Below are 25,254 nucleotides of genomic sequence, written 5' to 3' on the forward strand. Positions count from 1 at the left end.
TTCTCGGATTATACAGGATTCGCCGTATTTCGGTTGCGGCACAATACGCCTACCACTGCCAGCGGTTGCGCCACGCGCCCAAAACGGCATTCGGATATTTATTGCTGCCGAGGCTGCCGTTAAAACGGGCAAGTGCGCGGACGATGTCGCCTTTTTCAAGGTTTCGGTAATGGCGCAGAATCGTGCAGCCGTAACGTAGGTTGGTGCGGATATCGAACAGGTTGTGCGCCGGTTTGCCGATGTAGTTTTTCCAAAACGGCATAACCTGCATCAGACCGCGCGCACCGACTCCGCTGATTGCATACTGGCGGAACGCGCTTTCCACCTCAATCAGCCCCAACACAATCTGCGTATCCAAACCGGCCCGGCTGCTTTCATACTGGATATTGACCAGCAGCCTGCGCCGCTCCTCCTCATCGGGGACAAACCTTGCCAAACGTGCCGACATGGCTGACAACCAACGCTCGCCCTCTTTCGGATCGTCAAACACCAGCCTCGGCGGATTTATACTGCCGACAGAGCTTCTCATCACGGAAGCCACATCGTCGGCAAGCGTTTCTTCACGTTGCGCGCCGGCTTGTGCCAGCGGGCTGAGCAACAGTGCGCCGGCAGCACACAACAGGCGGCGGCGTTGCAGATTGACGGGTAGAGTATCGGTCGGTTTTTTCATAGAAAACGGGGGCGCGTCCGGACGTTTCAGACGGCATTAAATATTCAAACAGACATAATTGCTTTCAACGCGAAAAACCGCGCACAAAATCCAAGCACGGCATATCGCCCTGCCCTTTTCAGGCAAATCCCGATTTTACCGCTCTCAAGAACGCTTGTCCAAACAGGCACAGACAACACCGCCCGGGCATTTCCCGTTTTCACCGGCTATCTGTCGTCCGGATTGTGCAGCAGCACCATCAGCGCATCACGCTTTTCGGGCGGCAGCAGGCGGAAATATTTCAACAGCAGGGCTTCTTGCGGCGAAGCCGCACCTTCCGTGCCGGAGAGCCTGCCGTGGCGCAGCCATTCCGCGCTGGTATCCAGCCATTTTGCCAGCGTCTCGATTTTATCCGGAGTCGGAATCGACCTGCCGACCAGCCAATGGTGGAACGCCTGCGTACTGACAGGCTGATTGGGATGGCGCAGGTTGAAGCGGTTGGCGAGGCTGGCATTGGACAGCTCGTCCAAACCCGCGAGGCGTATTGCTGTTTTCAAACGTTCACTGAAATCGGTTTTATCTTGTTCGGTATGCATAATGGCGGATTATGAATAGCCGACTGTTGCCTTCTTTAAACAGAATAATTGATAGCATTAACAATTTTGTTGTCAGTGAAAGTAAATATAGGCATAATGGGAAGCGGTTTACACAACCATAAACTTATTTACTTAATTTCTGAAATTTTGGGGATTTATGATGACTTTGAACAAAGTTTTCGCATTGAGCATAATTGCCTTGAGCCTGGCGGCTTGTAAGACCACTAGGACTTACCACAATTATTACTACAACGGCGCAAGCACCCAAGCGGCAGCAGGCGGCAACTCTGCAACGCAACCGTCCGCTGCCAACGACAACGGCAACACCGTAGCGCAACCGTCCAACAACGGCGGCAACACTGCAACGCAACCATCCGACAACAGCGCAACTGCAACGCAACCGTCCGACAACAGCGGCAATACTGCAACGCAACTGTCCGACAATAGCGGCAACACTGCCGCCAATAATCCTCAACCTCGCGTTGATTTTTCGGTTTCATATCAAGGATTAAGAAATAATGCTAATGAGGATATTCAAAAATTGGCACAAGAAATCGGAGGACGGGGAACTACTGCTACTCTGAAATCATACAAAGTAACACTGGGCAATCAACCCAGCAGCGGCAGCGATATTAATTTATCCGGATACCCGATCAAAAAATTAGAGCTTAATCAAGCCTTCCAAGAAACCGCCATTGCACGTGCCGAAGGCAACGATTACACCGTTACCCGAAGCGGTAAAGCCCATATTTACCGCCAAAACTATTCTTTAATTGCGGGTATCAGCCCGACCAATGTAACAGTTAGAGGTCCAGAAGTCGATAAATCTGAAAATCTTAACGATACTTATATCTTGGTTAAAGGACAAGCTACCCAAAATTTGCCTACTGCGGGCAAATTTGACTACTCAGGTGTTGCAAGCGATGGCGCAAGCCAAGGCACATTGGCGTATTCTGTTGATTTTGGCAGCAGAAAAGGCAGCGGTAAAATTACCGGAATCGGCAGCGACATCAATCTGTCTGAAGCGTCTATCCAAGAAGCTAGACATACCAACGAAATCGATAACACCGAAATTAATGGCTACGGTATTAAAGGTTCTTCTAATAAAGGTGATTACGAACTCGGCTTCTTCGGTCCGAATGCCGAAGAAATCGTCGGTACGGTTAATAACGGCGAAATCGGCTTTGCCGGCTCCCATTCCCGTTAACCCCGCCTAATGCAAATGCCGTCTGAAACCGGAAACGGTCTTTCAGACGGCATTTCGACCATTTGACTGCGCGGTTTGCCCGTCCGGTCCCTTGCCCTGAAACTGTTTGACTTATGAAAAAATTTGCTTTGCTTCTTTTGTCCGTGCCGACGGCGGCCGTTGCCGAAACGCCCATTTTACCTATACCCGTGTCGAAACAGGTGTTCGTGGACGGCAAGTTCGACGATAGGATAGTGCCTGCCGAAAGACTTGAAAGGGCTGACGAAACGGAAATTCCGGTTCTGCCGCTTGCTTCCTATGCCCCATCTTTTGACGAACAGATCGACAATGCCTTCCGCCTGTTGCAGCATGCCGCGTCGAAGCGGGCTGCCGCGCCTGTTGTTGCGCCTGTCGGCAAGGCGGAAGAGACCGAAATTAAGCCTGTGGCGACGCATAAGAAGTTTTCCAACGAGGCGGCTTTCGGTACGGGTGCGTCCATGCCGTCTGAAACCCTTGCAGCCGGAGAAGCCGCCGAAGCCGTTTCAGACGGCAATGCCTCTCTTGCAGGTTTGGAAGAGCAGATCAACCGCGCCGTCGTCGCCCGCGATTGGGACACGCTGCAAACGCTGCTGGAAAGCTATCGCGCCCTGCCGGATTTCAATCCGGTTCTGCACGATTACGCGCTGGGCGGTTTGCGCCGCAGCCAGTTGCGCCATAACGAGGCGGTGGCTTTGTATCGCGGCATTTTGGCGCAACAGCCCGATTTGGCGTATCCGCGTTTCGATTTGGGCGTAATGCTGTTTGAAAACAAACAGTACCGCGAGGCGAAGGCGGAATTGGAGCGGGCGAAACCCGATTTGCAGCCGCCGATGCAGCAGCTTGCCGACCGCTATCTTGCCGCCATAGACAAGGCTCAAGGCTGGAAGCCTGATGTGTCGCTGCAATACGAGCAAACGGACAATGTGAATAACGCTTCGTCCGAAAAAACGATTGAATTTGCGGGCAGAAGCTGGACAAAAACCGCCGACAGCCTGCCGCAAAAGGCACACGGTTTGCGCTACGGCTTGGGCGTGTCGCGCGAAATCAATGCGGGCGGGCATCATTTCCTCTACGGCGGCATCAGCGGCGGCGGCGTGCATTATTGGGATAACAAAGATTTCAGCGAACAGAGCCTGCGCCTGTCGTTCGGCTATAAAAACCGTTCGGTAACGCGCTCGTTCGGCATCGTGCCGTTTGTCGAGCAAAACCTCTTAGGCGGCAGCCGATACAATTTCGTCGGCGGCTTCAATGCCGATTTCTCCCAACGCTTGAGCGAACACTGGCGGCTGACACTAAACGCGGGCAATATGTGGAAGCGTTATCAGGAAGACCGCACCGCCGCCCGATACGACAGCCATATGCCTCTGGCGGGCGCGACGCTGATGTATTCCGCGCCGAAAGACTGGCTGCTTTACGGCGGTGCGGACTGGTCGCACGACATGACGAAAGAGGCGGAACAGGCTTCCGTCCGCAAGGGTTTGCGTGTCGGCGCGGTCAAAACGTTCGACGGCGGCTTGGGTCTGCGGGCAAACCTGCGCTATACCCACAGGACTTTTGATGCACCTGGGACCATTGTGTACCGCTTCCCGCGTAAAGACCACGAATATCAGGCAAACCTGTCGTTGTGGCACGACAAAATCTCTTGGAAGGGCTTTACGCCGCAACTCAATTTCCGCTATCTGAAAATCGACAGCAATATGAAAAGTTTTTACACACGCAAAAACACGCAGATTTTCATGAGCGTGGAAAAGGATTTCAAATAAGCGCAAAAAATGCCGTCTGAACGTTTTTCAGACGGCATTTTTTTGCTGTCGGAAACATACCGTCGGCAACATCCGTGAGCAGAATCAAAAACAGCCGCATCATTTATTGTCAACGCCCGCGCCGTCAGAGTAACATTGCATTTTTCCCCCACCGGTATCCGCCATGACCACCAATCCCGCAAACGTCCTTGCCTCCGTCGATTTGGGTTCCAACAGTTTCCGCCTCCAGATTTGCGAAAACAACAACGGACAGTTGAAAGTCATCGATTCGTTCAAACAGATGGTGCGCTTCGCCGCCGGACTGGACGAACAGAAAAACCTCAGCACATCCTCCCAAGAACAGGCTTTGGACTGTCTGGCAAAATTCGGCGAACGCCTGCGCGGCTTCCATCCCGAACAGGTACGCGCCGTAGCAACCAATACATTCCGCGTCGCCAAAAACATCGCAGATTTCCTTCCCAAGGCCGAAGCGGCACTGGGTTTCCCCATCGAAATCATCGCCGGGCGCGAAGAGGCGCGGCTGATTTATACCGGCGTGATCCACACCCTCCCCCCCGGCGGCGGCAAAATGCTGGTTATCGACATCGGCGGCGGTTCGACAGAATTTGTCATCGGTTCGACGCTGAATCCCGACATTACCGAAAGCCTGCCCTTGGGCTGCGTAACCTACAGCCTGCGCTTCTTCCAAAACAAAATTACCGCCAAAGACTTCCAAGCCGCCATTTCCGCCGCCCGCAACGAAATCCAGCGCATCAGCAAAAATATGAGGCGCGAAGGCTGGGATTTCGCCGTCGGCACATCGGGTTCGGCAAAATCCATCCGCGATGTGCTTGCCGCCGAAATGCCCCAAGAGGCGGACATTACCTACAAAGGAATGCGCGCCCTCGCCGAACGCATCATCGAAGCCGGTTCGGTCAAAAAAGCCAAATTTGAAAACCTGAAACCGGAACGCATCGAAGTTTTTGCCGGCGGGCTTGCCGTGATGATGGCGGCGTTTGAGGAAATGAAACTCGACAGGATGGGCGTAACCGAGGCAGCCCTGCGCGACGGCGTGTTCTACGATTTGATCGGGCGCGGTTTAAACGAAGATATGCGCGGGCAGACGGTTGCCGAGTTCCAACACCGCTACCACGTCAGCCTCAATCAGGCGAAACGCACCGCTGAGACCGCGCAAACCTTTATGGACAGCCTCTGCCACGCCAAAAACGTTACTGTTCAAGAACTTGCTTTGTGGCAACAGTATCTCGGACGTGCCGCCGCGCTGCACGAAATCGGTTTGGACATCGCCCACACCGGCTATCACAAGCATTCCGCCTACATCCTCGAAAACGCCGATATGCCGGGTTTTTCTCGCAAAGAACAGACCATACTTGCCCAACTGGTCATCGGTCATCGCGGCGATATGAAAAAAATGGGCGGTATTATCGGCGGCAATGAAATGCTGTGGTATGCCGTTTTGTCCCTGCGCCTTGCCGCACTGTTCTGCCGTTCGCGCCAAGACCTGTCTTTCCCGAAAAATATGCAGTTGCGTACGGACACGGAAAGCTGCGGCTTCATCCTGCGTATTGGCAGGGAATGGCTGGAACGCCACCCCCTGATTGCCGACGCATTGGAATATGAAAGCGTCCAATGGCAAAAAATCAATATGCCGTTTAAGGTTGAAGCCGTCTGACCTTGACAAACCAAATGCCGTCTGAATGATGTTCAGACGGCATTTCCCTATCCGCAACACCCAAAAAACCGACTGCCTTGTATCTGCGACGGCAGACGGGCCGAATAAGACCGAGCAAGTCTTTCCATAACCCGCGTGCATGGTGCAGACTCCCGTCAAAGCAGAGCAGGACTTAAGGCATAGATAAAGCGGCAACCGGATGGCTGCCGCTTTTTTTGTAAAGATGAGCGGTACCGATTCACTCGTTCTTACATCAGAATCACAATACATATGGAGCACCTAAATCCCCCATTTCTGCAAACAATTCTCCGGCCGTCTCCTCAAGACAAAGAACTTATGGGATTTCTGAATACCTCAGTAATGGCGGCGGCGGAAATAAAACATCCCCTCACTGTCGATTTCCAGCACATAGCGTCCGTTCTGTACGGCGGCATAGCCGCTTTTGCCTGCCTGATAGGGTTGCAGGGCGGAATGCGAAACCAGGTAATCCGTCAGTTTGCCGCCGTCTTCGGCGATATTGCCCACCAGTTTGGCAAACAAGGTATGACACACGCCGTTTGCCGCCCAGCCCGAAGGTGCGCCCTTTCCGTCGGTTTCCATACATTTGCCGCTGACGGCTTCCAAGTCGCCGGGATGCTTGCCGATCAGTCGGATAACGTTTTGTTCCGGCAAGCCTTTAATCGGATAGCTGATTTGTTTTTTGCCGTCGTTGGTTTTGCCTTCGCTGCTTTGTCCCAAATCCAAACCGGCAATCACCGTATTGTCGATGTATTTGACTTTGAAAACCGGTTTCGGCGCGCTTTGTACCGCGTTTTGCGGCTGTTCCGCCGTATTTTCGGATTTGCCGCAGGCGGCAAGCAGCAGGCAGCCGCCCAACACGGCAAAAGATGTTTTAAGCATTCCACACTCCTGATGGTTTCAAAATGCCGTCTGAAATGCCGTCTGAAACACGGACAATGGATGTTCAGACGGCATTGGGTTTATTTCAACGGGCGGATACCGACCGCATCGCGTACTTTGCCCAATAATTCGCGCGCTTCTTTACGTGCTTTTTGTGCGCCGGTCTGCAAAATGTCTTCGATTTGCGAAGGGTCGGCGGTCAGCTCGTTGTAGCGTTCGCGCGGTTCTGCCAGCTCGGCGTTGATTTTGGCAGCCAAAAGTTTTTTGGCTTCGCCCCAAGCCAGGCCTTCGGAAAGCATTTGTGTGAACGCTGCTGTTTCAGACGGCGTGGAGAAGGCTTTGTAGATTTCAAACAAGGGGCTTTCGTCCGGCTGTTTCGGCTCGCCCGGCTCTTTCATATTGGTGATGATTTTGTTGACCGATTTTTGGGTTTTTTTGTCGTTTTCCCAAAGCGGAATGGTGTTGCCGTAGGATTTGGACATTTTGCGTCCGTCCAAACCAACCAAGAGTTCGACGTTTTCATCGATTTTCACTTCGGGCAGGGTGAAGGTTTCTTTGAAGCGGTGGTTGAAGCGGCCGGCAATGTCGCGCGCCATTTCGACATGTTGGATTTGGTCGCGTCCGACGGGGACTTCGTTGGCGTTAAACATCAGAATATCGGCAGTCATCAGAATCGGATAACTGAACAAACCCATTTCCACACCGAAATCAGGATCTTCCTGATTGTTTTCTGCATTTGCCTGCACGGCGGCTTTGTAGGCGTGGGCGCGGTTCATCAAACCTTTGGCGGTAATGCAGGTCAGAATCCAGTTCAATTCCATCACTTCGGGAATATCGCTTTGGCGGTAGAAGGTGGTGCGCTCGGGGTCGAGTCCGCAGGCCAGCCAAGTGGCGGCAACGGCTTGGGTGGATTGGTGAATCATCTCCGGTTCGTGGCATTTGATGATGCCGTGGTAGTCGGCGAGAAAGAGGAAGGATTCGGTATCGGGATTTTGCGCCGCGCGGACGGCGGGGCGGATAGCGCCGACGTAGTTGCCCAGATGCGGGATGCCGGTGGTGGTTACGCCGGTCAGAACTCGTTTTTTGCTCATAAAATGTCCTTACGGCATCAATGCCGTCTGAAAGGGAAAAAGATGCGCCGATTATACCCGATTCACAATATTTGTTCAGACGGCATCGGACGTTTCCCTATTGGACAGATTAAGTTATACACACAAATCAAAAAATTTATTTCAATCATATTCAACAAGATAAGCAATTAAACCTGAAAAGTTAAAATCTGACGCTTGAGTTATCCACAATTATGCACATATAGGCTTCGACAGCGGACATTTTAAAAAGGAAAAGAAAATGCGATACGACAAATTAACCGCCAAATTCCAACAAGCCCTTGCAGAAGCTCAGAGTTTGGCGTTGGCTGCGGACAGCAGCTATCTGGAAGCGGGCTTCGTGCTGAAAGCCCTGCTTGACGACCAAAACAGCGGGGCTGCCGCGTTGCTGGCGCATTCGGGCGTGAACGTGCCGCAAGTGAAACAGCGTTTGCAGCAGCATTTGAACAGCCTGCCGAAAGTGTCCGGCCAGGGCGGCGACATTCTACCCAGCCGCGAATTGCAGGCGGTGTTGAACCTGATGGACAAAGCGGCAACCAAACGCGGCGATGCCTATATCGCCAGCGAACTTTTCCTGCTTGCCTTGGTACAACAGAACGATGCGACCGGCAAAATCCTGAAAGAAGCCGGTGCGAACGAACAAAATATCAATGCCGCGATTGACGCGGTACGAGGAGGACAAAACGTGAACGATGCCAATGCCGAAGACCAACGCGATGCTCTGAAAAAATACACGCTTGACTTAACCCAGCGCGCCCGCGACGGCAAGCTTGACCCCGTTATCGGTCGTGATGATGAAATCCGCCGCGCGATTCAGGTATTGCAACGCCGCACCAAAAACAACCCTGTGCTGATCGGTGAACCGGGCGTGGGTAAAACTGCCATCGTCGAAGGCTTGGCGCAACGCATCGTCAATGGCGAAGTGCCTGAATCCCTACGCAACAAACGCCTGCTGGTTTTGGATTTGGCGGCTTTGATTGCCGGCGCGAAATACCGCGGCGAATTTGAAGAACGCTTGAAAGGCGTGTTGAACGACTTGGCTAAAGACGACGGCAACACCCTGATTTTCATTGATGAAATCCATACTTTGGTCGGCGCGGGCAAAACCGACGGCGCAATGGACGCGGGCAATATGCTGAAACCGGCTTTGGCGCGCGGCGAACTGCACTGTATCGGTGCGACTACTTTGGACGAATATCGTCAGTACATCGAAAAAGACGCGGCACTCGAACGCCGCTTCCAAAAAGTATTGGTCGGAGAACCCAGCGTGGAAGACACCATCGCCATCCTGCGTGGTTTGCAAGAGCGTTATGAAATCCACCACGGCATCGACATCACCGACCCTGCTATCGTTGCCGCAGCGGAGTTGAGCGACCGCTACATCACCGACCGCTTCCTGCCTGATAAAGCGATTGATTTGATCGACGAAGCAGCCAGCCGCATCAAAATGGAACTGGACAGCAAACCCGAGCAGATGGATAAACTCGACCGCCGCATCATCCAGCTCAAAATGGAAAAAATGCACGTTGCTAAAGAAAGCGACGAGGCCAGCAAAAAACGTTTGGAACTGATAGACGAGGAAATCGACGGCCTGCAAAAAGAATACGCCGATTTGGACGAAATCTGGAAAGCCGAAAAAGCTGCATCTTCCAGCACCGCCGACATCAAGAAACAGATGGACGACATCAAAGTCAAAATTGAACAGGCCAAACGTCAAGGCGATTTTGCCCGCGCGTCCGAACTCGAATACGGCGAGTTGCCGAAATTGGGCGCACAGTTGCAAGCTGCGGAAAGCAATCCTGAGGGCAAAAAACAAAACAAACTCTTCCGCACTGAAGTCGGCGCGGACGAAGTGGCCGAAATCGTATCGCGTATGACCGGCATTCCTGTGTCCAAAATGATGGAAGGCGAACGCGACAAACTGCTGAAAATGGAAGAAGTATTGCACCGCCGTGTGGTTGGTCAAGACGAAGCCGTGCGCGCCGTCTCCGACGCTATCCGCCGCAGCCGCTCCGGTCTTGCCGATCCGAACAAGCCTTACGGCAGCTTCCTGTTCTTGGGCCCGACCGGCGTGGGTAAAACCGAGTTGTGTAAAGCCCTGGCAGGCTTTCTGTTCGACAGCGAAGATCATCTGATTCGCATCGATATGTCCGAATATATGGAAAAACACGCCGTTGCCCGCTTAATCGGCGCGCCTCCGGGTTATGTCGGCTACGAAGAAGGCGGCTACCTGACCGAACAAGTGCGCCGCAAACCGTACAGCGTGATTCTGCTGGACGAAGTGGAAAAAGCCCATCCCGATGTGTTCAACATCCTGCTGCAAGTATTGGATGACGGTCGTTTGACCGACGGGCAAGGCAGGACGGTAGATTTTAAAAATACCGTGATTGTGATGACTTCCAACATCGGCAGCCAGCACATCCAACAAATGGGCATTCAGGATTACGAAGCGGTAAAAGAAGTTGTGATGGAGGATGTGAAAGAACATTTCCGTCCTGAAATGATCAACCGCATCGACGAAGTGGTCGTGTTCCACGGTTTGGATCAGGCAAACATCCGCAGCATTGCGAAAATCCAGCTCAAAGGTTTGGAAAAACGTTTGGAAAAACAAAACCTGCGCCTAACTGTTTCCGATGCCGCACTGGACATCATCGCCAAAGCCGGTTTCGACCCGATTTACGGCGCACGTCCGCTCAAACGCGCCATCCAGTCGGAAATCGAAAACCCGCTGGCAAAAGCCCTGCTTGCCGGAAACTATGCGCCCGAAAGCGAAATCAAGGTAGAAGCCGACGGCGACAGACTGAAATTTGCCTGATTTGTTCCTGCTGTTGAAAATGCCGTCTGAAACGGGAATCTCCGTTTCAGACGGCATTTTTTATCAGAATCCTACTGATGGTAGGTTTGCAGGAATCTTGCCAGCCTGCCCACCGCCTCTTCAATCTGATGGACGTAAGGCAGCGTAACAATGCGGAAATGGTCGGGCTTGATCCAATTAAACCCCGTTCCCTGCACCAGCAAGACTTTTTCGCGCACCAGCAAATCGTAAACGAATTTCATGTCATCGTGGATGCGGTACATTTCGGTATCGATTTTCGGGAACATATACATCGCGCCCATCGGTTTGACGCAGGACACGCCGGGTATCTGGTTGACCAGTTCCCACGCCCTGTTGCGCTGTTCCAAAAGCCGTCCGCCGGGCAAAATGAATTCGTTAATGCTCTGATAACCGCCCAATGCCGTCTGAATCGCATGCTGCATCGGCGTATTCGCACACAAGCGCATGGACGAGAGCATATCCAAACCCTCGATATAACCTTTTGCATGATGTTTCGGCCCGTTAAGCACCATCCAGCCTTGGCGGAATCCGGCAACGCGGTAGGCTTTGGACAAACCGTTGAACGTTACCGTCAAAAGGTCGGGGGCAAGCGCGGCAATATGGTGGTGAACCGCGCCGTCATAAAGGATTTTGTCGTAAATCTCGTCGGCGAAAATAATCAAACCGTGCTTGCGCGCCAGTTCGGCGATTTCCAACAGGATTTCCCTGCTGTACACCGCTCCTGTCGGGTTATTGGGGTTGATGACGACGATGGCTTTGGTTTTGGGCGTAATTTTGGCTTCCATATCGGCAAGGTTGGGAAACCAGCCGTTTTCTTCGTCGCACAGATAATGGCGTACCGTACCGCCCGCAAGCGTTGCCGCCGCCGTCCACAAGGGGTAGTCGGGCGCGGGAATCAGGATTTCGTCGCCGTCGTTGAGCAATGCCTGCATAGACATCGTAATCAGCTCGGACACGCCGTTGCCGATATAGACATCGTTTACCGTAATATCGCGCAAACCTTTGGTTTGATAGTAGTGAACGATGGCTTTGCGTGCGGAATACAATCCCTTCGAATCGCAATAGCCTTGAGAAGTCGGCAGGTTGCGGATGACATCGACTAAGATTTCATCAGGGGCTTCAAAGCCGAACGGCGCAGGGTTGCCGATATTGAGCTTGAGGATTTTGTTGCCCTCCTCTTCCAACTGAAGGGCTTTTTTGTGAACCGGCCCGCGTATGTCGTAGCAGACGTGGTCGAGTTTTGCAGACTTGGGAAATTTATCCATGATGTGTTCCGTAAATTTTGGGCAATGGATGGAAATGTACTCTTTTTAACTTCGAATTTAAAGCATCAAACCGAGATTTTCAGGCTTTTTACCTGCCCTCTTTGCGCCGTTCGCTGACGCTTTTGCCGCCTATGCCCCAGTTATCGGTATCCACTTCGTCAATCACGACAACCGTTGTTTCGGGATTTTTACCCAACACGCGTGCCAGCAATTCGGTTACGCCGCCGATCAATTCCGCTTTTTGCGCGGCAGTCGGTGCTTCGCTGCCGCCGGTTACTTTAATATTGACATAGGGCATCTTTTCTCTCCATTCAAAAATTTTGCCATCTTATCAGACAAGCCCGTTACACCCAACCGGCTTTTTAATTTCTCAAAAACCATATATCAGACAATAATTTATTTATCAGCACCGAAGCACAGGCTTTCTCCGACAGCACAGACGGCAAAGGCGGAGCAGACATCATCCCCTTGCGCCAAGGCTTCTGGAAAGCCAGTGTCGAACACAAAGCCGACTTCCCCGATCAAACCGTGTGCCAAAAACAGGCGAACTACTCAACTTTAACCTTCCAAATCGGCCATTCTCACCATTAATCCCGCCCGCACAAAAATGCCGTCTGAAGGCTTCAGACGGCATTTTTTTGTTCAAATATCAATACCAGCCGCGCAGCTTCATCGCTTTTTCAACACGGCGGATACTCATCATATAAGACGCGGTTCGCAAATCGACATCATACTCTTGCGCCAAGTTCCAAATATCGCGGAACGCACGGCGCAGGACAACGGTTTCTTTCTCTTGAACTTCGTCAAACTCCCAGTAGTAGCCTTGCAGGTTTTGTACCCATTCAAAATAGGATACCACCACGCCGCCGCAGTTTGCCAAAATATCAGGAACAACCAATACGCCGTTTTGACGCAAAATAACGTCGGCTTCGGGCGTAGTCGGACCGTTCGCGCCTTCAACCACGATTTTCGAGCGGACTTTACCGGCGTTTTCAGAAGTCAGTTGGTTTTCCAGCGCGCAAGGGGCGAGTACGTCCACATCCAAAGCCAAAAGTTCGGTGTTGGTAATTTCCTTGCCGTAACCGGCTTCGTTGGTGATGAAGCCTTTTTCTTGGTATTCTTTGAACAGCGCTTCCATATCCAAGCCGTTTTCGTTGTAGATGGCAACATCGACAGTAGATACGGCAACGACTTTCGCACCGGATTGATGCGCGTAATAACCTGTGTGGTAACCGACATTACCGAAGCCTTGAATGGCGTAAGTGGCACCCTTCACGTCTTTGCCCAGTTTTTCCAAGGCTTGGACGGCGGCGAAGTTCACGCCGTAACCCGTGGCTTCGGTACGCGCCAAAGAGCCGCCGAACTCGACCGGTTTGCCGGTAAATACGCCCGGTGCAGAATGTTTCACCACGTTTTCATAGGCATCCACCATCCACGACATAATTTTGCCGTTAGTGTTCACATCGGGGGCGGGAATATCGATTTTTTCGCCAATCAGCGGGGCAATCGCTTCAGCATAAGCGCGGGCGATGCGTTCCAATTCCGCTTCGGAATAGTTACGCGGATCCAAAGTAATACCGCCTTTACCGCCGCCGTATGGAATACCTGCCACGCAGCATTTGATGGTCATCCAAATCGACAGGGCTTTGACTTCGTCCAGATTCACACCGGGATGAAAGCGCACGCCGCCTTTGTAGGGGCCGACGGCGTTGTTGTGTTGCGAACGGTAGCCCGTGAAGGTTTTGACCGTGCCGTCGTCGAGTTTGACGGGGAAATTGACTTCCAACACGCGGGTCGGACTCTTCAGGATTTCATAAACGGCCGGATCGGTTTTCAGCCGGTCGCAGGCGGTTTTGACCTGTTTTCGCGCGATTTCAAACGGATTGAGGGTTTCTTTTGCAACGGCATCAGACATTTTGCTTCCTTTTCACAAAAAGATTTTCAGGGGCGTGCATTTCGCTCATTACTATAACCAATTTCCCGACAAAATGTAATAGCGTGTAGTCGGAATCAGCCCGATTTGATTAATCTATATATGATTTTATTTTTCAAGCCGCACGGAATCAGCCCGGACTCCGCCTGAAAAAGCAGCCTCCGCGTCCGAAAAATAAATGTCCAATTAAATAAAGATATAGGCATCCTTTTATTTTTTAAAAATTTAATTGGAACATTGCCGGGATTTCAAACCCTTGCCCGACTCCGCCCCGAAATCCGAAAACACCGCCTGCAAAACCTGTTGCGATTGTTAACAATCCATACATTAGAAGCCCTGTGCAAACGATGTTAAAATAAACCCTTTCAACCCGACAGGAAACCGGATTATGAATGCAGCCATCGAACACGTCCAAGCCGTTGCCTTCGATTTGGACGGCACACTGTGCGATTCCGTCCCCGACCTTGCCGCCGCCGCAGAAGCGATGTTGGAACAACTCGGTATGAAACCGCTGCCCGCCAAAGTGGTCGAAAGCTATGTGGGCGACGGCATCGGCAAACTGGTTCACCGCGTCCTCACCAACGACCGCGACCGCGAAGCCGATCCCGAACTGTGGGAAAAAGGTTTCGTATCCTATATGAAATACTACCGCGACCATTTGAGCGTCTTCACCCGCCCCTATCCCGAAACCGAGGCCGGGCTGGCATTGCTTAAATCTTTGGGCATCCCGCTCGCCGTCGTTACCAACAAAAACGAAATCCTTGCCGCCGAGCTTCTAAAACAACTGGGACTCGCCGACTATTTCAGCCTGATACTCGGCGGCGACAGCCTGCCCGAAAAAAAACCCAGCCCGCTGCCGCTGCGGCACGCTGCCGAAGTTTTAGGAATTGATGCCGCCAATATGCTTATGGTCGGCGACTCGCGCAACGACATCATCGCCGCCAAAGCCGCCGGCTGCCTGAGTGTCGGCGTTACCTTCGGTTACGGAGACATGACGCTGCTCTCGCAAAATGATGCGACCTGTCCCGACTGGATTATCGGCTCGCTGCCCGAAATTTACGAAAACCTGCAACCGCAGAAAAATAAAGAAGAATAAACAACGCATTCAGGCGACGTAGGAATCCGCCCCTATATCGTTTAAATGCTGCCACATACTGAAACCGCCTCATGAAAGCGCAAAAATCACTCCGAGCCCGAGCGATGGACATCCTGTCCCGTCAGGAAGTCAGCCGTCTCGGGCTGAAGCGCAAGCTCGCCCCCCATGCCGAAAGCGAAGAAGAGTTGGAAAACGTCTTGAACGAATTTTCCGAACGCAACTGGCAGTCGGATTTACGCTATGCAGAAGCCTATATCCACAGCAAAAGCCGGAAACACGGCTCTCTGCGCCTGAAACAAGCCCTGGCTCAACAGGGCATAGACGAAGAGACAAGCCGAAAGCTGCTTCCGGACAGGTCGATCGAAAAACAGGCCGCCATGACCGTGTTACGTAAAAAGTTCAAACATCCGGCCGCCGACCTTAAAGAAAAACAAAAACAGGCACGCTTCCTCGCCTATCGCGGTTTTGATGCCGATACCGTTCAGACGGCATTGAAACACGCTTGGGACGAAAATTGGGAAGACGGCTGCTGACCTTCCTTCTTGAATCTTTTTGCACGGCAGCGTAACCTTACCTCCATTTCCAACTTTTCTGATTGAGAATAAAATGTCCGAACAATCCGAGAAAAATCACAACCCGCTTCTTGAAGATGAACGCAAAAACCCGGTTTACCGTATGGGTCAGGCAGTTGCCGGATTCATGCTCGTCGTTTGGGCCGCCGTATTGGCACTCGTGTTTTTCCTAGTCTTCCGTTTTTGGCTTTCCTAAACAAAATGCCGTCTGAAACCTTCAGACGGCATCAGCAGCCCATTTCGGCAGGCTATCCCATCATAGCTTTTTTTAGCTTGAATTCCACTTCCCCATTCCCTAAAATTTTCCCGCACCCATTTCAAAACACCCTTTCTTAAAACAGGTACACTATGACACAACAACGCCAACTGCCTTCGCACGAACTCATTATGTCCGAACTGATGATGCCGGACACCGCCAATTTCAGCGGCAACGTACACGGCGGCGAGCTCCTGCTCCTGCTTGACCAAGTCGCCTATTCCTGCGCCAGCCGTTACAGCGGCAACTATTGCGTAACCCTTTCAGTAGACAAAGTCCTGTTTAAAGAACCCATCCATGTCGGCGACCTGGTTACTTTCTACGCCAGCGTAAACTACACGGGGCGTACCTCTATGGAAATCGGCATCCGTGTCGAAGCACAAAACATCCGTACTGGAGAAATCCGCCATACCAACAGCTGCTACTTCACCATGGTTGCAGTCAAAGACGGCAAACCCGTTCCCGTCCCACCCCTGGAAATCCTGACCGACCGTCAACGCTGCCGCTACGAAAAAGCCAAAAAACGTAAAAACATCAGCCTGCAAGCCTCTGAAGACATGTCCTGCGGCTGCTGACGGCGACATCCGAAACAGGCATATAGGCCGGTTATCGCCGTCAACCCAAACTATCCTTAAATAAAATGCCGTCTGAAAAGCTTTCAGACGGCATTTTTAGCCTGATTTCAAACAGAAAGTCAGAACGCGATATAGCTGTTCGGGTTAACCGGCTTACCGTTTTGCCGAACCTCGAAATGAAGCTGTGTTCTGGAAGCATCGGTATTGCCCATCAAGGCAACCTGCTGCCCGCGTTTAACCTGCTGCCCCTCTCCAACCAGCAATTTTTGGTTGTGTCCGTATGCGGTCAGGAAAGAAGAATTATGCTGAACGATAACCAGGTTTCCATACCCCCTCAAACCGGAACCCGCATAAACTACTTTGCCGTCTGCCGCCGCCAAAACAGGCTGTCCCGCATTTCCTGCAATATCAACACCCTTGTTGCTGCCTCCGAAATCGGCAATCACTTTGCCTTGCGTCGGACGCTGCCAAACAATGCCGCCGACCGAACGCGTACCGGATGACGAAGAGACAGAAGCCTGTGAAACAGCTGGCGCAGGAGCAGGAACTGCTTTATTTTCTACAACGGGCGCGGCAGGTTGCGTTGCTGTTTGTACGACGGGTTGCGCAGCAGGCTTCACTGTCGGCTGTGCAGCGACTTGTACGGCGGGCCTACTTTCTGCGACGGCGGTTTTCGGTGCGGTATATCCTGCCGGTTTGACTTTAACAATCTGGCCGATGCTCAACGTATTGTCGGTCATACCGTTCCACGCACGGAAATCGTCTTGAGAGATATGGTAACGTTTGGAAATGTTGTACACCGTGTCGCCGCGCACAATAGTGTGCGTCGCCGCATTAATGTCGACAGGCGCATAAGAAGGAATATATGCACCCGAAACCGCCGGAGAAGGCGGCACATAAGCAGGAGGCGTATAAACCGGCGTACTTTGCACCGGCGGCACATAAGGTGCATCGTTGGCAGGAGCAGGACTGTACGGCGTTGCGCCATAAGGGTTGTTGTAGACCGCCGCAGACTGTACAGCCTGCATTCCTGAATTTCCTGCAATGACGGGGGCAGGCTGTTGGGTGGCACAACCGCCCAACAGTGCGGCAACGGAGGCACAAGCTGCCAAAAGTGTCGTTTGTTTCAACATAAGATAACCTTCATGTTCCGATATATAGCCTGAATGCGCTATATCATAATAAAAATGCGCGTTCTTCTCAAGCGCAAAGCCCATCCGCCTTTGAAGAAAGGCTTAGTCCGCATGCCAAAAAGCCGCCGTATCCGCCATCTCCGAATAAGCGGTCAGGTCAATTTGCAGCGGCGTTATGCTGATAAAGCCTGCCGCGCATTCTCCGAAATCCGTTCCCTCTTCATTATCGGAAATCCTGCCGACCGGACCTATCCAGTAAATCTGTTCACCACGCGGATTTCGCGACGGTACAATACTCTGCTCGTGATGCCGCCTGCCCAAACGGGTAATCTTAATTCCCCTGATTTCATCCGGGGCGACGGCAGGAATATTGATATTCCATAAAACCGGTGAGGAAGGCGGATTCTTGAAAAAATGCGCCAACACCGCCCACACAGCCTTCTCTGCGGTTTCCCAATAGCGTCCCGAACTGTCATTCAAGGAAAAAGCCAATGCGGGAATACCCATCAGATAAGCTTCGGTTGCTGCAGCCACCGTTCCCGAATAAAGCGTGTCATCCCCCATATTTGCACCACGGTTGATGCCTGAAAACACAACATCCGGTTTGAAGTCAGACAAGGCGGACTGACCGACATGGATACAGTCGGTCGGCGTACCGTTGACATAGTAAAAGCCGTTTTGCGCCTGCTTCATCTCCAAAGGCCGGTCCAACGTCAGCGAATTGCTGACACCGCTCCTGTCGCGCTCCGGTGCAACCACCCTGACATTGGCGAACTCTGCCGTTACACGCGCCAAAATGGCAATGCCTTCGGAAAGATAGCCGTCGTCATTGGAAATCAAAACATTCATTTCTTATCCTGAATCATTCTTCGGAGAGTTTAGTAATCCTGACCCGTTCGATGCGCTGTCCTTCCTTCTCAACCACTTCAAACCGCCAGCCGTGAAAATCGGCAAAATCTCCGACATCGGGAATATTTTGCAGCTCTTCCATAATCAACCCTGCAACCGTATGGAAATCGGCATCTTCCTCCTGCTGCGGCAAATTAAGTTGAGGGGCAAGTTCGACATATTCTAACGAACCTTCCACCGTCAGGCTTTCGTCGGGATTTTCTTGAACGGACGGCTCTTCTTCCCGTTCGAATTCTTCAGGGAAATCACCGGCAATGGTTTCAAGCAGGTCTTTCATGGTTGCCATACCCAATACCGCACCAAACTCGTCTACGATGAGGGCGTAATCCGCACTGCTTTGCCTGAAGAGCTCGATTGCCCCCAGCGCAGTGGTACTGTCGGGCAATACGAGCGGTTGGCGCAATGCCGTCTGAATGTTGAGTTCCCCTGTTTCGAGCAGTTGGGCAAGCAGGTCTTTTTTATTGACATAACCCAACGGTTCGTCAACACCCGCCTTACCGACAACAAGCAGGCGGCTGTAAGGCGTATTTTGCAGTTGGGCATACTGTTCTTCGCGGCTTTGGGAAATATCCAGCCGTTCGATGTCGCGCCGAGGAATCATGATGCCCGGAATCGGACGCTCGGCAAGCGTTAAAACGCTGCGTATCATGGATTTCTCATTTTCTTCAAAATGGGCGTCGTCTTCGGCTTCATTACCCGCTTTGGCCAGCACGCTCTCGCGTATACCCATCATACCCAAGACATTTTCAGCAGTCCGTTTACGCCAAGAGCTGCTGATATAGTCGTTCTTACGGCTGTTCCTCTGTGAAATCTGGTTAAACAGTTCTATCAGGATGGAAAAACCGATAGCGGCATAGAGATAACCTTTAGGGATATGGAAATGGAACGCTTCTGCAATGAGACTGAAACCGATCATCAACAAAAAACCAAGGCAAAGCATCACGACCGTAGGGTGTCTGTCGACAAATTCGGTCAAGAGTTTGCTGGCGGAAATCATTACAGCCATCGCAACAACCACCGCACCCATCGCCACGACGATGTGATCGACCATCGCCACGGCGGTGATGACCGAATCGATGGAAAACACGGCATCCAGTATCAGGATTTGCGCAACCACGCCCCAAAACGGCGCGTGTTTTTTTTGGTTGTCGGCAACGGCAAACCGGTTGTGCCCTTCGAGGCGTTCGTGCAGTTCGGTAGTGGCTTTGTAAAGCAGGAAAATACCGCCCGCGAGCATAATCATGTCCTTGCCGGAAACGGCGAGGCCGCCGATTTGGAACAGCGGTTCGGTCAGCGTGATGATGTGCGCCATAAAAGCAAGCATAATGATGCGGATGACGACTGCCAGCCCCAGCCCGGTAATCCGTGCGCGGTCGCGCCGTGCGGGCTGAACCTTGTTTGCCAAAATCGCCACAAAGACAAGGTTGTCTATCCCCAATACGACTTCCAACACCAAAAGCGTGGCAAAACCTATCCAGGTATGCGGTTCTGCCAACCAACTGAAATCCATGATTTTCGTGTTCCTCGACAGTACGGCGGCAAGGCCGCCGTTGTGTTTGCAATGTCCGGCATATTTAGGGATGCCGTCTGAACGCCGGTTTCAGACGGCATCGGGCTTAGTCGGCGATAAAGCCGTCTATCGGCGCGTAGCCCCGTGCATTTCCCTGCGCGTCCAGCACCACGATCCAATCTTTCTGCCTGCTGCCGGTAAAGGGCAGGAAATACCAGTCTTTATCTTCGGAAATATCTGCCTGCTTCAAAATATCGGCAACGGCGATTTTTCTCGCATCTGCCAATTTTTTCAGCGGCTTCATCGCCTTACGGATTTTCTCCGCCTCTTGACGGGAATACGGCAGCCACCGATCCGGGCGCATACTCGGCTCTATGCCCTGCATAGACAAATCCAAGGTTTTGTTTTGTTCGTCCGCCGTATCCGGCTCTTTCAGCCCGACGCGGCGGATACCGGACAACGACAGGCTTTGCAGTCCTTCCGGCGCCTTGTGCAAATCTTCAACCGCCACTTCGGCGGCGGTTACAATATTAATCCTGTCTTTTTCAAACGCCTCTATCACAGGGCGCGCCAAAGAAACGCTGTGCAGACCGTATGCCAATGCGGCAAGCTGAATCGCGCCGGTCAGGGAAAAATCCACGATCCGCGCCCTGCTTGTCTTTTTCGGACTGGCCAATATCAGCGTCAACAGGGGTCCGCATACAATATCGACAGCCACCACCAGCTTATAAAGCGACAGCCCTCCCGTCAGCTCGGCATAAGGATAAGGATACCAAACCTTAAAAACCAGCAATGCCGCCAGCCCTGCAACCGATAGGCTGATTAAGAGGTGCCAGCCCGCACTTTTCAAGGCAAAACGCCATCTCGAAACTGTTTTTCCGTTTTCCATCATATCTTGTTCAAATCAAAACTAACCGTAAAAACAGAGCGCATTGTACAACAGATAAAGACTCCTTAAAATGCGGCGCCGTCTGAAAACCTGCCGTTCAGACGGCATCCTTCACCCGACATCAATGCACAAATATTTCAATTCTAGATATTCGTCCGCACCGTATTTGCTGCCTTCACGTCCCAAACCGCTGCGTTTCACGCCGCCGAAGGGTGCCGCCTCATTGCTGATTAAGCCCGTATTGATGCCGACCATACCGTATTCCAAGGCTTCGCCGACGCGCCACTGGCGTGCGGTGTCGGAGGTGAAAAGGTAAGCTGCCAAACCGTATTCCGTATCGTTGGCGGCTGCGATGACTTCGGCTTCGGTTTCAAAACGGAACACCGGACACAAAGGCCCGAAGGTTTCTTCGCGAGCCACCGCCATTTGCGCCGTAACACCGCTTAAGACAGTCGGCTCAAAAAACGTTCCGCCCAATGCGCTGCGTTTGCCGCCGGTCAGACAGACCGCGCCTTTTGAGAGCGCGTCGGCGATGTGCTGCTCGACTTTTTCCACTGCTTTTTCCTCAATCAGCGGCCCTTGGTTCACGCCTTCATCCAAGCCGTTGCCCAATTTGAGCGCGGCCACTTTTTCACTCAATTTGCGGCAAAATTCGTCGTAAATGCCGGCTTGGGCGTAAACGCGGTTGGTGCAGACGCAGGTCTGACCGCTGTTGCGGAACTTGCTGGCAAGCGCACCTTCGACGGCTTTGTCCAAATCGGCATCGTCAAACACGATAAACGGCGCATTACCGCCCAGCTCCAAACTGAGTTTTTTAATGTCTGCCGCGCTGTCAGCAAAAATTTTCGCACCGACTTCGGTCGAGCCGGTAAAACTGATTTTTCGGATAATCGGATTTGTGGCAAATTCACGGCCGATTTCCGAAGCACTGCCGCTGACAACAGGCAGCAAATCCTGCGGCACGCCCGCTTCGTAAGCCAACACGGCCAACGCATACGCGCTCAAAGGCGTGAGCGACGCGGGTTTGACTATCATCGCGCAACCCACTGCCAAAGCTGGCGCAGCCTTGCGCGCAATCATCGCAGACGGGAAGTTCCACGGCGTAATCGCGGCGGTAACGCCGACCGGCTGTTTCAACACGACCAGTTTTTGCGACGCTTTCACACTTGTCAGTACATCGCCGTCAATCCGCCGCGCCTCTTCGGCAAACCAGCGTACAAACGAAGCCGCATAATCAATCTCACCGCGCGCCTCGGTCAGGCTTTTGCCCTGCTCCATCGTCATGAGACGCGCCAGTGCTTCTTTGTTTTCCTTTATCAAAAAATGCCAACGCCACAACACATCGGCGCGTTCCAACGCAGTTTTTGCCGCCCATAATTTTTGCGCTACCGCCGCCTTTTGAATCAACAGCTTGAGGCCGTCTGAACGGGTTGTGCGGACAAACGCCAAAGTCTCGCCCGTCGCCGGATTGCCGACTTTGATGCCGTCTGAAACCGGGGAAAGGGAAATATCGGGATGCTTGATTAATTGGGAATATTCGTTCATTTCGTGTCCTCCGGTATGCGGGATAACCGCTTTCAAATGCCGTCAATCTCGCGGACATTATCATCTTCATATTCCAAAACTGCAAACCCTTCCGATGCCGTCTGAAGCATCTGATCGGGCAGCGCAACATCCGGGCGGTGTCTGAATATGGCGCGGGCACAATCCCTGTCGTTTAAGAAAAATACTTTTTATATAGTGGATTAAATTTAAATCAGGACAAGGCGACGAAGCCGCAGACAGTACAAATAGTACGGCAAGGCGAGGCAACGCCGTACTGGTTTAAATTTAATCCGCTATACAATGGTAATCTTTAGAAAGAAAAGTAATGCAACCCTTTGATGGGGTGCAATATATAAGGAGCAAAGATTGCAGTTGCAACGTGTGGTAGAGTATGGCAAAAATTGAAACATTAAAGTCAAAATTACGGAGATCAAATAATGATTTTTAAACAGGATCAAAATTATTGGGCAGTTTTTTATGCGAATGAAGAAGCTCTGATTGTTCAAACATGTTCAGGTTTGGGGTTAACGGCAATAGACCACCTATATCCCCCCCATATCCTGCCATTGGATACCGACAATGAAACTTTAGGCACAACGGTCTTGCAAGCGTTGGCAAACAGCAGGACGTTAGACAACGAAGCTGAACGTATTGATTTTTTAAAACAGGAAAATTTTAAACCACGCTATGAGGATTGGGTTGCCAAGCTATGCGGGAACTTGGGCTATAAAACCAAACGCGCCCTATTTAAAAACATGATGAGCGTGGATATTTGGCTGCACAACGGCTGCCTGAAAATCAGCCCGAGCCGCCATGTCAAGCTGGACGCGTGGGATGCCATTGATGCAGACGATGTAATTTTATCATTGGATAACAGTCCTGAAGAAATCGGAACAGGTTTAAGGTTAGCATTGAGCCGCTGCCGATAATATTTGGCAAAAGGCCGTCTGAAAGCCGGAAAAATGTTTCAGACGATCTTTTTTATCACACTCAAAGCCCGCGTGCGTACCGCGCACACCTTACCTGCACAGGTTTAATGCGGGCTACGACTTGCTGAAGATAAAGTTATTAAGGAATTTGGCAAATATGGAAAAGATTGAGAAATTTAAATCTGAATTATTGGATAACATCTTTGAGTACATTCAGTGTATATCCATTTTTGTCCACAAGAAAAAGATATATTACTTGATTGATTATAAGGAAAATTTTGAATTAAACGCAAAAATATCTTTTGATATTTATCTAAGAGAAGGAATTATAACAAAAGAACAATATAATTATGATTATAAAAATTACCGTAATGGTATCTGGCAGTTAACTAAGGACAATTTTGAAAGCTATCTTCAATCAGATTCAGTCATTGTATTAAAAAAGGATGAATTAAAGGAACTGATGTTTCAGGGGTTTACTTCTGATGAAGCGGTAAGGTTATATTCCGTTGTCGAGAACAAGCTGTCGTACAATGATCCTATCTCAGATTCCGGCCGGCAAAGTGATTTCTTAAAAATCAATCAGATTTCCTCGAGGCTGCCTTTATTCTATGTCAATTTTGACACTGAAGTGTACTTACATATGGATTGGGACAGATGTCATGAAGATTATGTTTATGACGGCTGGTTTGCAAAGGCGATGGATTTTGGGTATTTAATACCGGACGAATTTTGTTATTGGAAAATTGAAGGGCGGGATTATTGGAAATTTGGACAATTATAAAGATAAGCAAGCCATAGATTGTATGAATTCAAAAGACCGTCTGAAAAACAGCTTCGACAAAGACGCGGTTGCCAAAGAGATCGGCCTACAAAGGGAAGTAACGCAGGCGTTCGGCAAAACGCCGCCCAAGTCGCAGCGGTCGTTGCCGACAAACTCGGCAATACCCGAAGTTACGGACGGTATCAGACAGCCAAAACCCTGCCGGAGGCCGAACTGCAAAACAAATCCGACATAAAAAACCGCCCGAAAAATCCGGACGGCGGTTCAAACAGGCTGCCCCGTTTAACGGGCGCGGCAGGAAGTTTCGACCGAATTGCCGTAGGCATCGGTAAAGCCGAAAAAGGCTTCGCCGCCTTTCTGGTGCCATTCAGCCCCGTGTCCGAACAGACCGTTTTCTGCAGTATAACGTTCACCTGATGCAGCAACGGCGGAAGACAAAACAGCACGTTTGTCATCCAAACGTAATTCAACCTTTCCGCTGCCTAGCTGACGGACATGTACAGACAAACCGTTCTCACATGAGAATACCCCATCCGAAACCTGAGTAACTGTATGTTGAACAGGCTGCATAGAATCGTATCTGCCATGATGATTAATTTCAGGTGCGGCACAAGCAGCAAGAAGTAAAACCGATACGGCCGGTGTAAAGAATTTGATATTCATGAAAACTTCTCAATAAGAAACAAAATATAAATTAACCGCCCTGATTCCTTACCGACGGCTGTACCATACTATAAACAGATTCCCTTCTGCACAAGCCGGATAACCCGAATTTACCCAAAGTCCATGAATATACAGATTATATAATCCATCTTTAACATTCTGATATTACTATTCTGTCTGCCTATGCCTTCCGAATACGCAATCCCCTCCCGTCACTCCGGCAGAAATGTAAAATTCCCTCAAATAGCAGGTAAAAACTATTATCACAGTGTCAACTTGCGTTAAAATTACCCACGCTGTTCAGTGGTTTTGCACATATTTTCCCATTCCATTTTTACGCGAAGGTAAGAATAGGTGCTCTGCTAAACCCACTGTCTCAGCCACTTTATCAATCAGTCAAACTCCGGTTTGTGTCGGCATCGGATTACGGGTAGCCAACCGTTGC

General features: G+C 51.2%; 23 protein-coding genes and 3 pseudogenes. 13 read left to right on the forward strand and 13 right to left on the reverse strand.

The genetic code is table 11. From position 1 onward, the window contains the following. Window positions 1–49 precede the first annotated feature (49 nt). Both Q9J80_RS03745 and Q9J80_RS03750 read right to left on the reverse strand, forming a co-directional pair. Entirely contained in the window at window positions 50–670 is a 621-nt protein-coding gene (locus Q9J80_RS03745) for a lytic transglycosylase domain-containing protein (protein WP_301672741.1), read from the reverse strand. A 206-nt stretch (window positions 671–876) separates the two neighbouring features. After that, window positions 877–1,245, reverse strand: a complete 369-nt coding sequence (locus tag Q9J80_RS03750) for a transcriptional regulator (protein ID WP_250314160.1) — start codon at window positions 1,243–1,245, stop codon at window positions 877–879. A 157-nt stretch (window positions 1,246–1,402) separates the two neighbouring features. Between Q9J80_RS03750 and Q9J80_RS03755 the strand changes: the two genes are divergently transcribed. From Q9J80_RS03755 to Q9J80_RS03765, 3 genes are all read left to right on the forward strand, one after another. Further along, window positions 1,403–2,452, forward strand: a complete 1,050-nt coding sequence (locus tag Q9J80_RS03755; RefSeq protein WP_301672742.1) for a factor H binding protein domain-containing protein — start codon at window positions 1,403–1,405, stop codon at window positions 2,450–2,452. Between the two features lie 113 nt (window positions 2,453–2,565). Then, window positions 2,566–4,233 (forward strand): surface lipoprotein assembly modifier, encoded by a 1,668-nt coding sequence (locus Q9J80_RS03760; RefSeq protein ID WP_301672743.1) that lies wholly within the window; start codon window positions 2,566–2,568, stop codon window positions 4,231–4,233. 163 nt (window positions 4,234–4,396) lie between these two features. After that, window positions 4,397–5,905, forward strand: a complete 1,509-nt coding sequence (locus tag Q9J80_RS03765) for a Ppx/GppA phosphatase family protein (RefSeq protein WP_304671400.1) — start codon at window positions 4,397–4,399, stop codon at window positions 5,903–5,905. A gap of 354 nt (window positions 5,906–6,259) precedes the next feature. On the opposite strand, the gene Q9J80_RS03770 is transcribed toward Q9J80_RS03765, so the two are convergent. Further along, a complete protein-coding gene (locus tag Q9J80_RS03770; RefSeq protein ID WP_304671399.1) occupies window positions 6,260–6,805 on the reverse strand; it encodes a hypothetical protein in 546 nt (181 codons plus the stop codon). Window positions 6,806–6,885: 80 nt separating this feature from the next. Beyond that, window positions 6,886–7,896 (reverse strand): tryptophan--tRNA ligase, encoded by a 1,011-nt coding sequence (gene trpS / locus Q9J80_RS03775; RefSeq protein ID WP_304671398.1) that lies wholly within the window; start codon window positions 7,894–7,896, stop codon window positions 6,886–6,888. A 259-nt stretch (window positions 7,897–8,155) separates the two neighbouring features. On the opposite strand from trpS, the gene clpB reads away from it, so the two are divergent. Beyond that, window positions 8,156–10,729 (forward strand): ATP-dependent chaperone ClpB, encoded by a 2,574-nt coding sequence (clpB, locus tag Q9J80_RS03780; protein WP_304671397.1) that lies wholly within the window; start codon window positions 8,156–8,158, stop codon window positions 10,727–10,729. A 71-nt stretch (window positions 10,730–10,800) separates the two neighbouring features. On the opposite strand, the gene Q9J80_RS03785 is transcribed toward clpB, so the two are convergent. Together Q9J80_RS03785 and Q9J80_RS03790 are read right to left on the reverse strand one after the other, a co-directional pair. Then, window positions 10,801–12,015, reverse strand: a complete 1,215-nt coding sequence (locus tag Q9J80_RS03785) for a pyridoxal phosphate-dependent aminotransferase (RefSeq protein ID WP_301674197.1) — start codon at window positions 12,013–12,015, stop codon at window positions 10,801–10,803. A gap of 88 nt (window positions 12,016–12,103) precedes the next feature. Next, window positions 12,104–12,313: a tautomerase family protein gene (locus Q9J80_RS03790; RefSeq protein WP_002223595.1), complete on the reverse strand. Its 210-nt coding sequence runs from the start codon at window positions 12,311–12,313 to the stop codon at window positions 12,104–12,106. Window positions 12,314–12,420: 107 nt separating this feature from the next. Here Q9J80_RS03790 and Q9J80_RS03795 point away from each other — a divergent pair. Continuing rightward, window positions 12,421–12,606, forward strand: a pseudogene (locus tag Q9J80_RS03795) (DUF4198 domain-containing protein); the annotation flags it as partial. Window positions 12,607–12,664: 58 nt separating this feature from the next. On the opposite strand, the gene Q9J80_RS03800 reads toward Q9J80_RS03795, so the two are convergent. Continuing rightward, entirely contained in the window at window positions 12,665–13,930 is a 1,266-nt protein-coding gene (locus tag Q9J80_RS03800; RefSeq protein WP_301674196.1) for a Glu/Leu/Phe/Val family dehydrogenase, read from the reverse strand. 406 nt (window positions 13,931–14,336) lie between these two features. Between Q9J80_RS03800 and Q9J80_RS03805 the strand changes: the two genes are divergently transcribed. The 4 genes from Q9J80_RS03805 to Q9J80_RS03820 all read left to right on the forward strand — a co-directional run bounded on the left by Q9J80_RS03805 (window position 14,337) and on the right by Q9J80_RS03820 (window position 16,447). Beyond that, entirely contained in the window at window positions 14,337–15,044 is a 708-nt protein-coding gene (locus tag Q9J80_RS03805; protein WP_304671396.1) for a phosphoglycolate phosphatase, read from the forward strand. A 71-nt stretch (window positions 15,045–15,115) separates the two neighbouring features. After that, window positions 15,116–15,577 carry a recombination regulator RecX gene (recX, locus tag Q9J80_RS03810; RefSeq protein WP_304671395.1) on the forward strand — a complete coding sequence of 154 codons (462 nt, stop codon included), beginning with the start codon at window positions 15,116–15,118 and terminating at the stop codon, window positions 15,575–15,577. Between the two features lie 73 nt (window positions 15,578–15,650). After that, window positions 15,651–15,812 carry a hypothetical protein gene (locus Q9J80_RS03815; protein WP_003674702.1) on the forward strand — a complete coding sequence of 54 codons (162 nt, stop codon included), beginning with the start codon at window positions 15,651–15,653 and terminating at the stop codon, window positions 15,810–15,812. 152 nt (window positions 15,813–15,964) lie between these two features. Next, on the forward strand, window positions 15,965–16,447 hold the full coding sequence (locus tag Q9J80_RS03820; RefSeq protein WP_101122846.1) for an acyl-CoA thioesterase: 483 nt from the start codon (window positions 15,965–15,967) through the stop codon (window positions 16,445–16,447). A 119-nt stretch (window positions 16,448–16,566) separates the two neighbouring features. Here the strand turns inward: Q9J80_RS03820 and Q9J80_RS03825 are convergent, their stop codons facing one another. The 5 genes from Q9J80_RS03825 to Q9J80_RS03845 form a co-directional block, all read right to left on the reverse strand. Beyond that, window positions 16,567–17,580, reverse strand: coding sequence for a peptidoglycan DD-metalloendopeptidase family protein (locus Q9J80_RS03825; protein ID WP_304671394.1), 1,014 nt, complete (start codon window positions 17,578–17,580; stop codon window positions 16,567–16,569). A gap of 102 nt (window positions 17,581–17,682) precedes the next feature. Beyond that, entirely contained in the window at window positions 17,683–18,429 is a 747-nt protein-coding gene (gene surE / locus Q9J80_RS03830; protein WP_304671393.1) for a 5'/3'-nucleotidase SurE, read from the reverse strand. Between the two features lie 13 nt (window positions 18,430–18,442). Then, window positions 18,443–19,999, reverse strand: coding sequence for a TerC family protein (locus Q9J80_RS03835; RefSeq protein WP_301674191.1), 1,557 nt, complete (start codon window positions 19,997–19,999; stop codon window positions 18,443–18,445). Between the two features lie 106 nt (window positions 20,000–20,105). Next, window positions 20,106–20,891: a fimb protein gene (locus Q9J80_RS03840; protein WP_301674190.1), complete on the reverse strand. Its 786-nt coding sequence runs from the start codon at window positions 20,889–20,891 to the stop codon at window positions 20,106–20,108. A gap of 108 nt (window positions 20,892–20,999) precedes the next feature. After that, a complete protein-coding gene (locus tag Q9J80_RS03845) occupies window positions 21,000–22,433 on the reverse strand; it encodes an NAD-dependent succinate-semialdehyde dehydrogenase (protein ID WP_301674189.1) in 1,434 nt (477 codons plus the stop codon). Between the two features lie 191 nt (window positions 22,434–22,624). On the opposite strand from Q9J80_RS03845, the pseudogene Q9J80_RS03850 reads away from it, so the two are divergent. The 4 genes and pseudogenes from Q9J80_RS03850 to Q9J80_RS10965 all read left to right on the forward strand — a co-directional run. Continuing rightward, a pseudogene (locus Q9J80_RS03850) lies at window positions 22,625–22,732 on the forward strand (IS5/IS1182 family transposase); the annotation flags it as partial. A 138-nt stretch (window positions 22,733–22,870) separates the two neighbouring features. Continuing rightward, window positions 22,871–23,362, forward strand: a complete 492-nt coding sequence (locus Q9J80_RS03855) for a contact-dependent growth inhibition system immunity protein (protein ID WP_025457018.1) — start codon at window positions 22,871–22,873, stop codon at window positions 23,360–23,362. 157 nt (window positions 23,363–23,519) lie between these two features. Beyond that, the gene (locus tag Q9J80_RS03860) at window positions 23,520–24,146 is read left to right on the forward strand and encodes a hypothetical protein (RefSeq protein ID WP_301674188.1); all 627 of its coding nucleotides are present in this window, start codon (window positions 23,520–23,522) and stop codon (window positions 24,144–24,146) included. Between the two features lie 37 nt (window positions 24,147–24,183). Further along, window positions 24,184–24,368: pseudogene (locus Q9J80_RS10965) on the forward strand (hypothetical protein); the annotation flags it as partial. 60 nt (window positions 24,369–24,428) lie between these two features. Here the strand turns inward: Q9J80_RS10965 and Q9J80_RS03865 are convergent. Beyond that, window positions 24,429–24,809, reverse strand: a complete 381-nt coding sequence (locus Q9J80_RS03865; RefSeq protein WP_301674187.1) for an MliC family protein — start codon at window positions 24,807–24,809, stop codon at window positions 24,429–24,431. Window positions 24,810–25,254: the final 445 nt, after the last annotated feature.

The sequence above is a fragment of the Neisseria blantyrii genome, assembly GCF_962747855.1.
In the GTDB taxonomy this organism is placed as follows: domain Bacteria; phylum Pseudomonadota; class Gammaproteobacteria; order Burkholderiales; family Neisseriaceae; genus Neisseria; species Neisseria viridiae.

Bases quoted from the DNA above. Each gene is read 5' to 3' on its own strand.
- Q9J80_RS03745 (WP_301672741.1), bottom strand. From the start codon at position 670: ATGAAAAAACCGACCGATACTCTACCCGTCAATCTGCAACGCCGCCGC.
- Q9J80_RS03750 (WP_250314160.1), bottom strand. From the start codon at position 1,245: ATGCATACCGAACAAGATAAAACCGATTTCAGTGAACGTTTGAAAACA.
- Q9J80_RS03755 (WP_301672742.1), top strand. From the start codon at position 1,403: ATGATGACTTTGAACAAAGTTTTCGCATTGAGCATAATTGCCTTGAGC.
- Q9J80_RS03760 (WP_301672743.1), top strand. From the start codon at position 2,566: ATGAAAAAATTTGCTTTGCTTCTTTTGTCCGTGCCGACGGCGGCCGTT.
- Q9J80_RS03765 (WP_304671400.1), top strand. From the start codon at position 4,397: ATGACCACCAATCCCGCAAACGTCCTTGCCTCCGTCGATTTGGGTTCC.
- Q9J80_RS03770 (WP_304671399.1), bottom strand. From the start codon at position 6,805: ATGCTTAAAACATCTTTTGCCGTGTTGGGCGGCTGCCTGCTGCTTGCC.
- trpS (WP_304671398.1), bottom strand. From the start codon at position 7,896: ATGAGCAAAAAACGAGTTCTGACCGGCGTAACCACCACCGGCATCCCG.
- clpB (WP_304671397.1), top strand. From the start codon at position 8,156: ATGCGATACGACAAATTAACCGCCAAATTCCAACAAGCCCTTGCAGAA.
- Q9J80_RS03785 (WP_301674197.1), bottom strand. From the start codon at position 12,015: ATGGATAAATTTCCCAAGTCTGCAAAACTCGACCACGTCTGCTACGAC.
- Q9J80_RS03790 (WP_002223595.1), bottom strand. From the start codon at position 12,313: ATGCCCTATGTCAATATTAAAGTAACCGGCGGCAGCGAAGCACCGACT.
- Q9J80_RS03800 (WP_301674196.1), bottom strand. From the start codon at position 13,930: ATGTCTGATGCCGTTGCAAAAGAAACCCTCAATCCGTTTGAAATCGCG.
- Q9J80_RS03805 (WP_304671396.1), top strand. From the start codon at position 14,337: ATGAATGCAGCCATCGAACACGTCCAAGCCGTTGCCTTCGATTTGGAC.
- recX (WP_304671395.1), top strand. From the start codon at position 15,116: ATGAAAGCGCAAAAATCACTCCGAGCCCGAGCGATGGACATCCTGTCC.
- Q9J80_RS03815 (WP_003674702.1), top strand. From the start codon at position 15,651: ATGTCCGAACAATCCGAGAAAAATCACAACCCGCTTCTTGAAGATGAA.
- Q9J80_RS03820 (WP_101122846.1), top strand. From the start codon at position 15,965: ATGACACAACAACGCCAACTGCCTTCGCACGAACTCATTATGTCCGAA.
- Q9J80_RS03825 (WP_304671394.1), bottom strand. From the start codon at position 17,580: ATGTTGAAACAAACGACACTTTTGGCAGCTTGTGCCTCCGTTGCCGCA.
- surE (WP_304671393.1), bottom strand. From the start codon at position 18,429: ATGAATGTTTTGATTTCCAATGACGACGGCTATCTTTCCGAAGGCATT.
- Q9J80_RS03835 (WP_301674191.1), bottom strand. From the start codon at position 19,999: ATGGATTTCAGTTGGTTGGCAGAACCGCATACCTGGATAGGTTTTGCC.
- Q9J80_RS03840 (WP_301674190.1), bottom strand. From the start codon at position 20,891: ATGATGGAAAACGGAAAAACAGTTTCGAGATGGCGTTTTGCCTTGAAA.
- Q9J80_RS03845 (WP_301674189.1), bottom strand. From the start codon at position 22,433: ATGAACGAATATTCCCAATTAATCAAGCATCCCGATATTTCCCTTTCC.
- Q9J80_RS03855 (WP_025457018.1), top strand. From the start codon at position 22,871: ATGATTTTTAAACAGGATCAAAATTATTGGGCAGTTTTTTATGCGAAT.
- Q9J80_RS03860 (WP_301674188.1), top strand. From the start codon at position 23,520: ATGGAAAAGATTGAGAAATTTAAATCTGAATTATTGGATAACATCTTT.
- Q9J80_RS03865 (WP_301674187.1), bottom strand. From the start codon at position 24,809: ATGAATATCAAATTCTTTACACCGGCCGTATCGGTTTTACTTCTTGCT.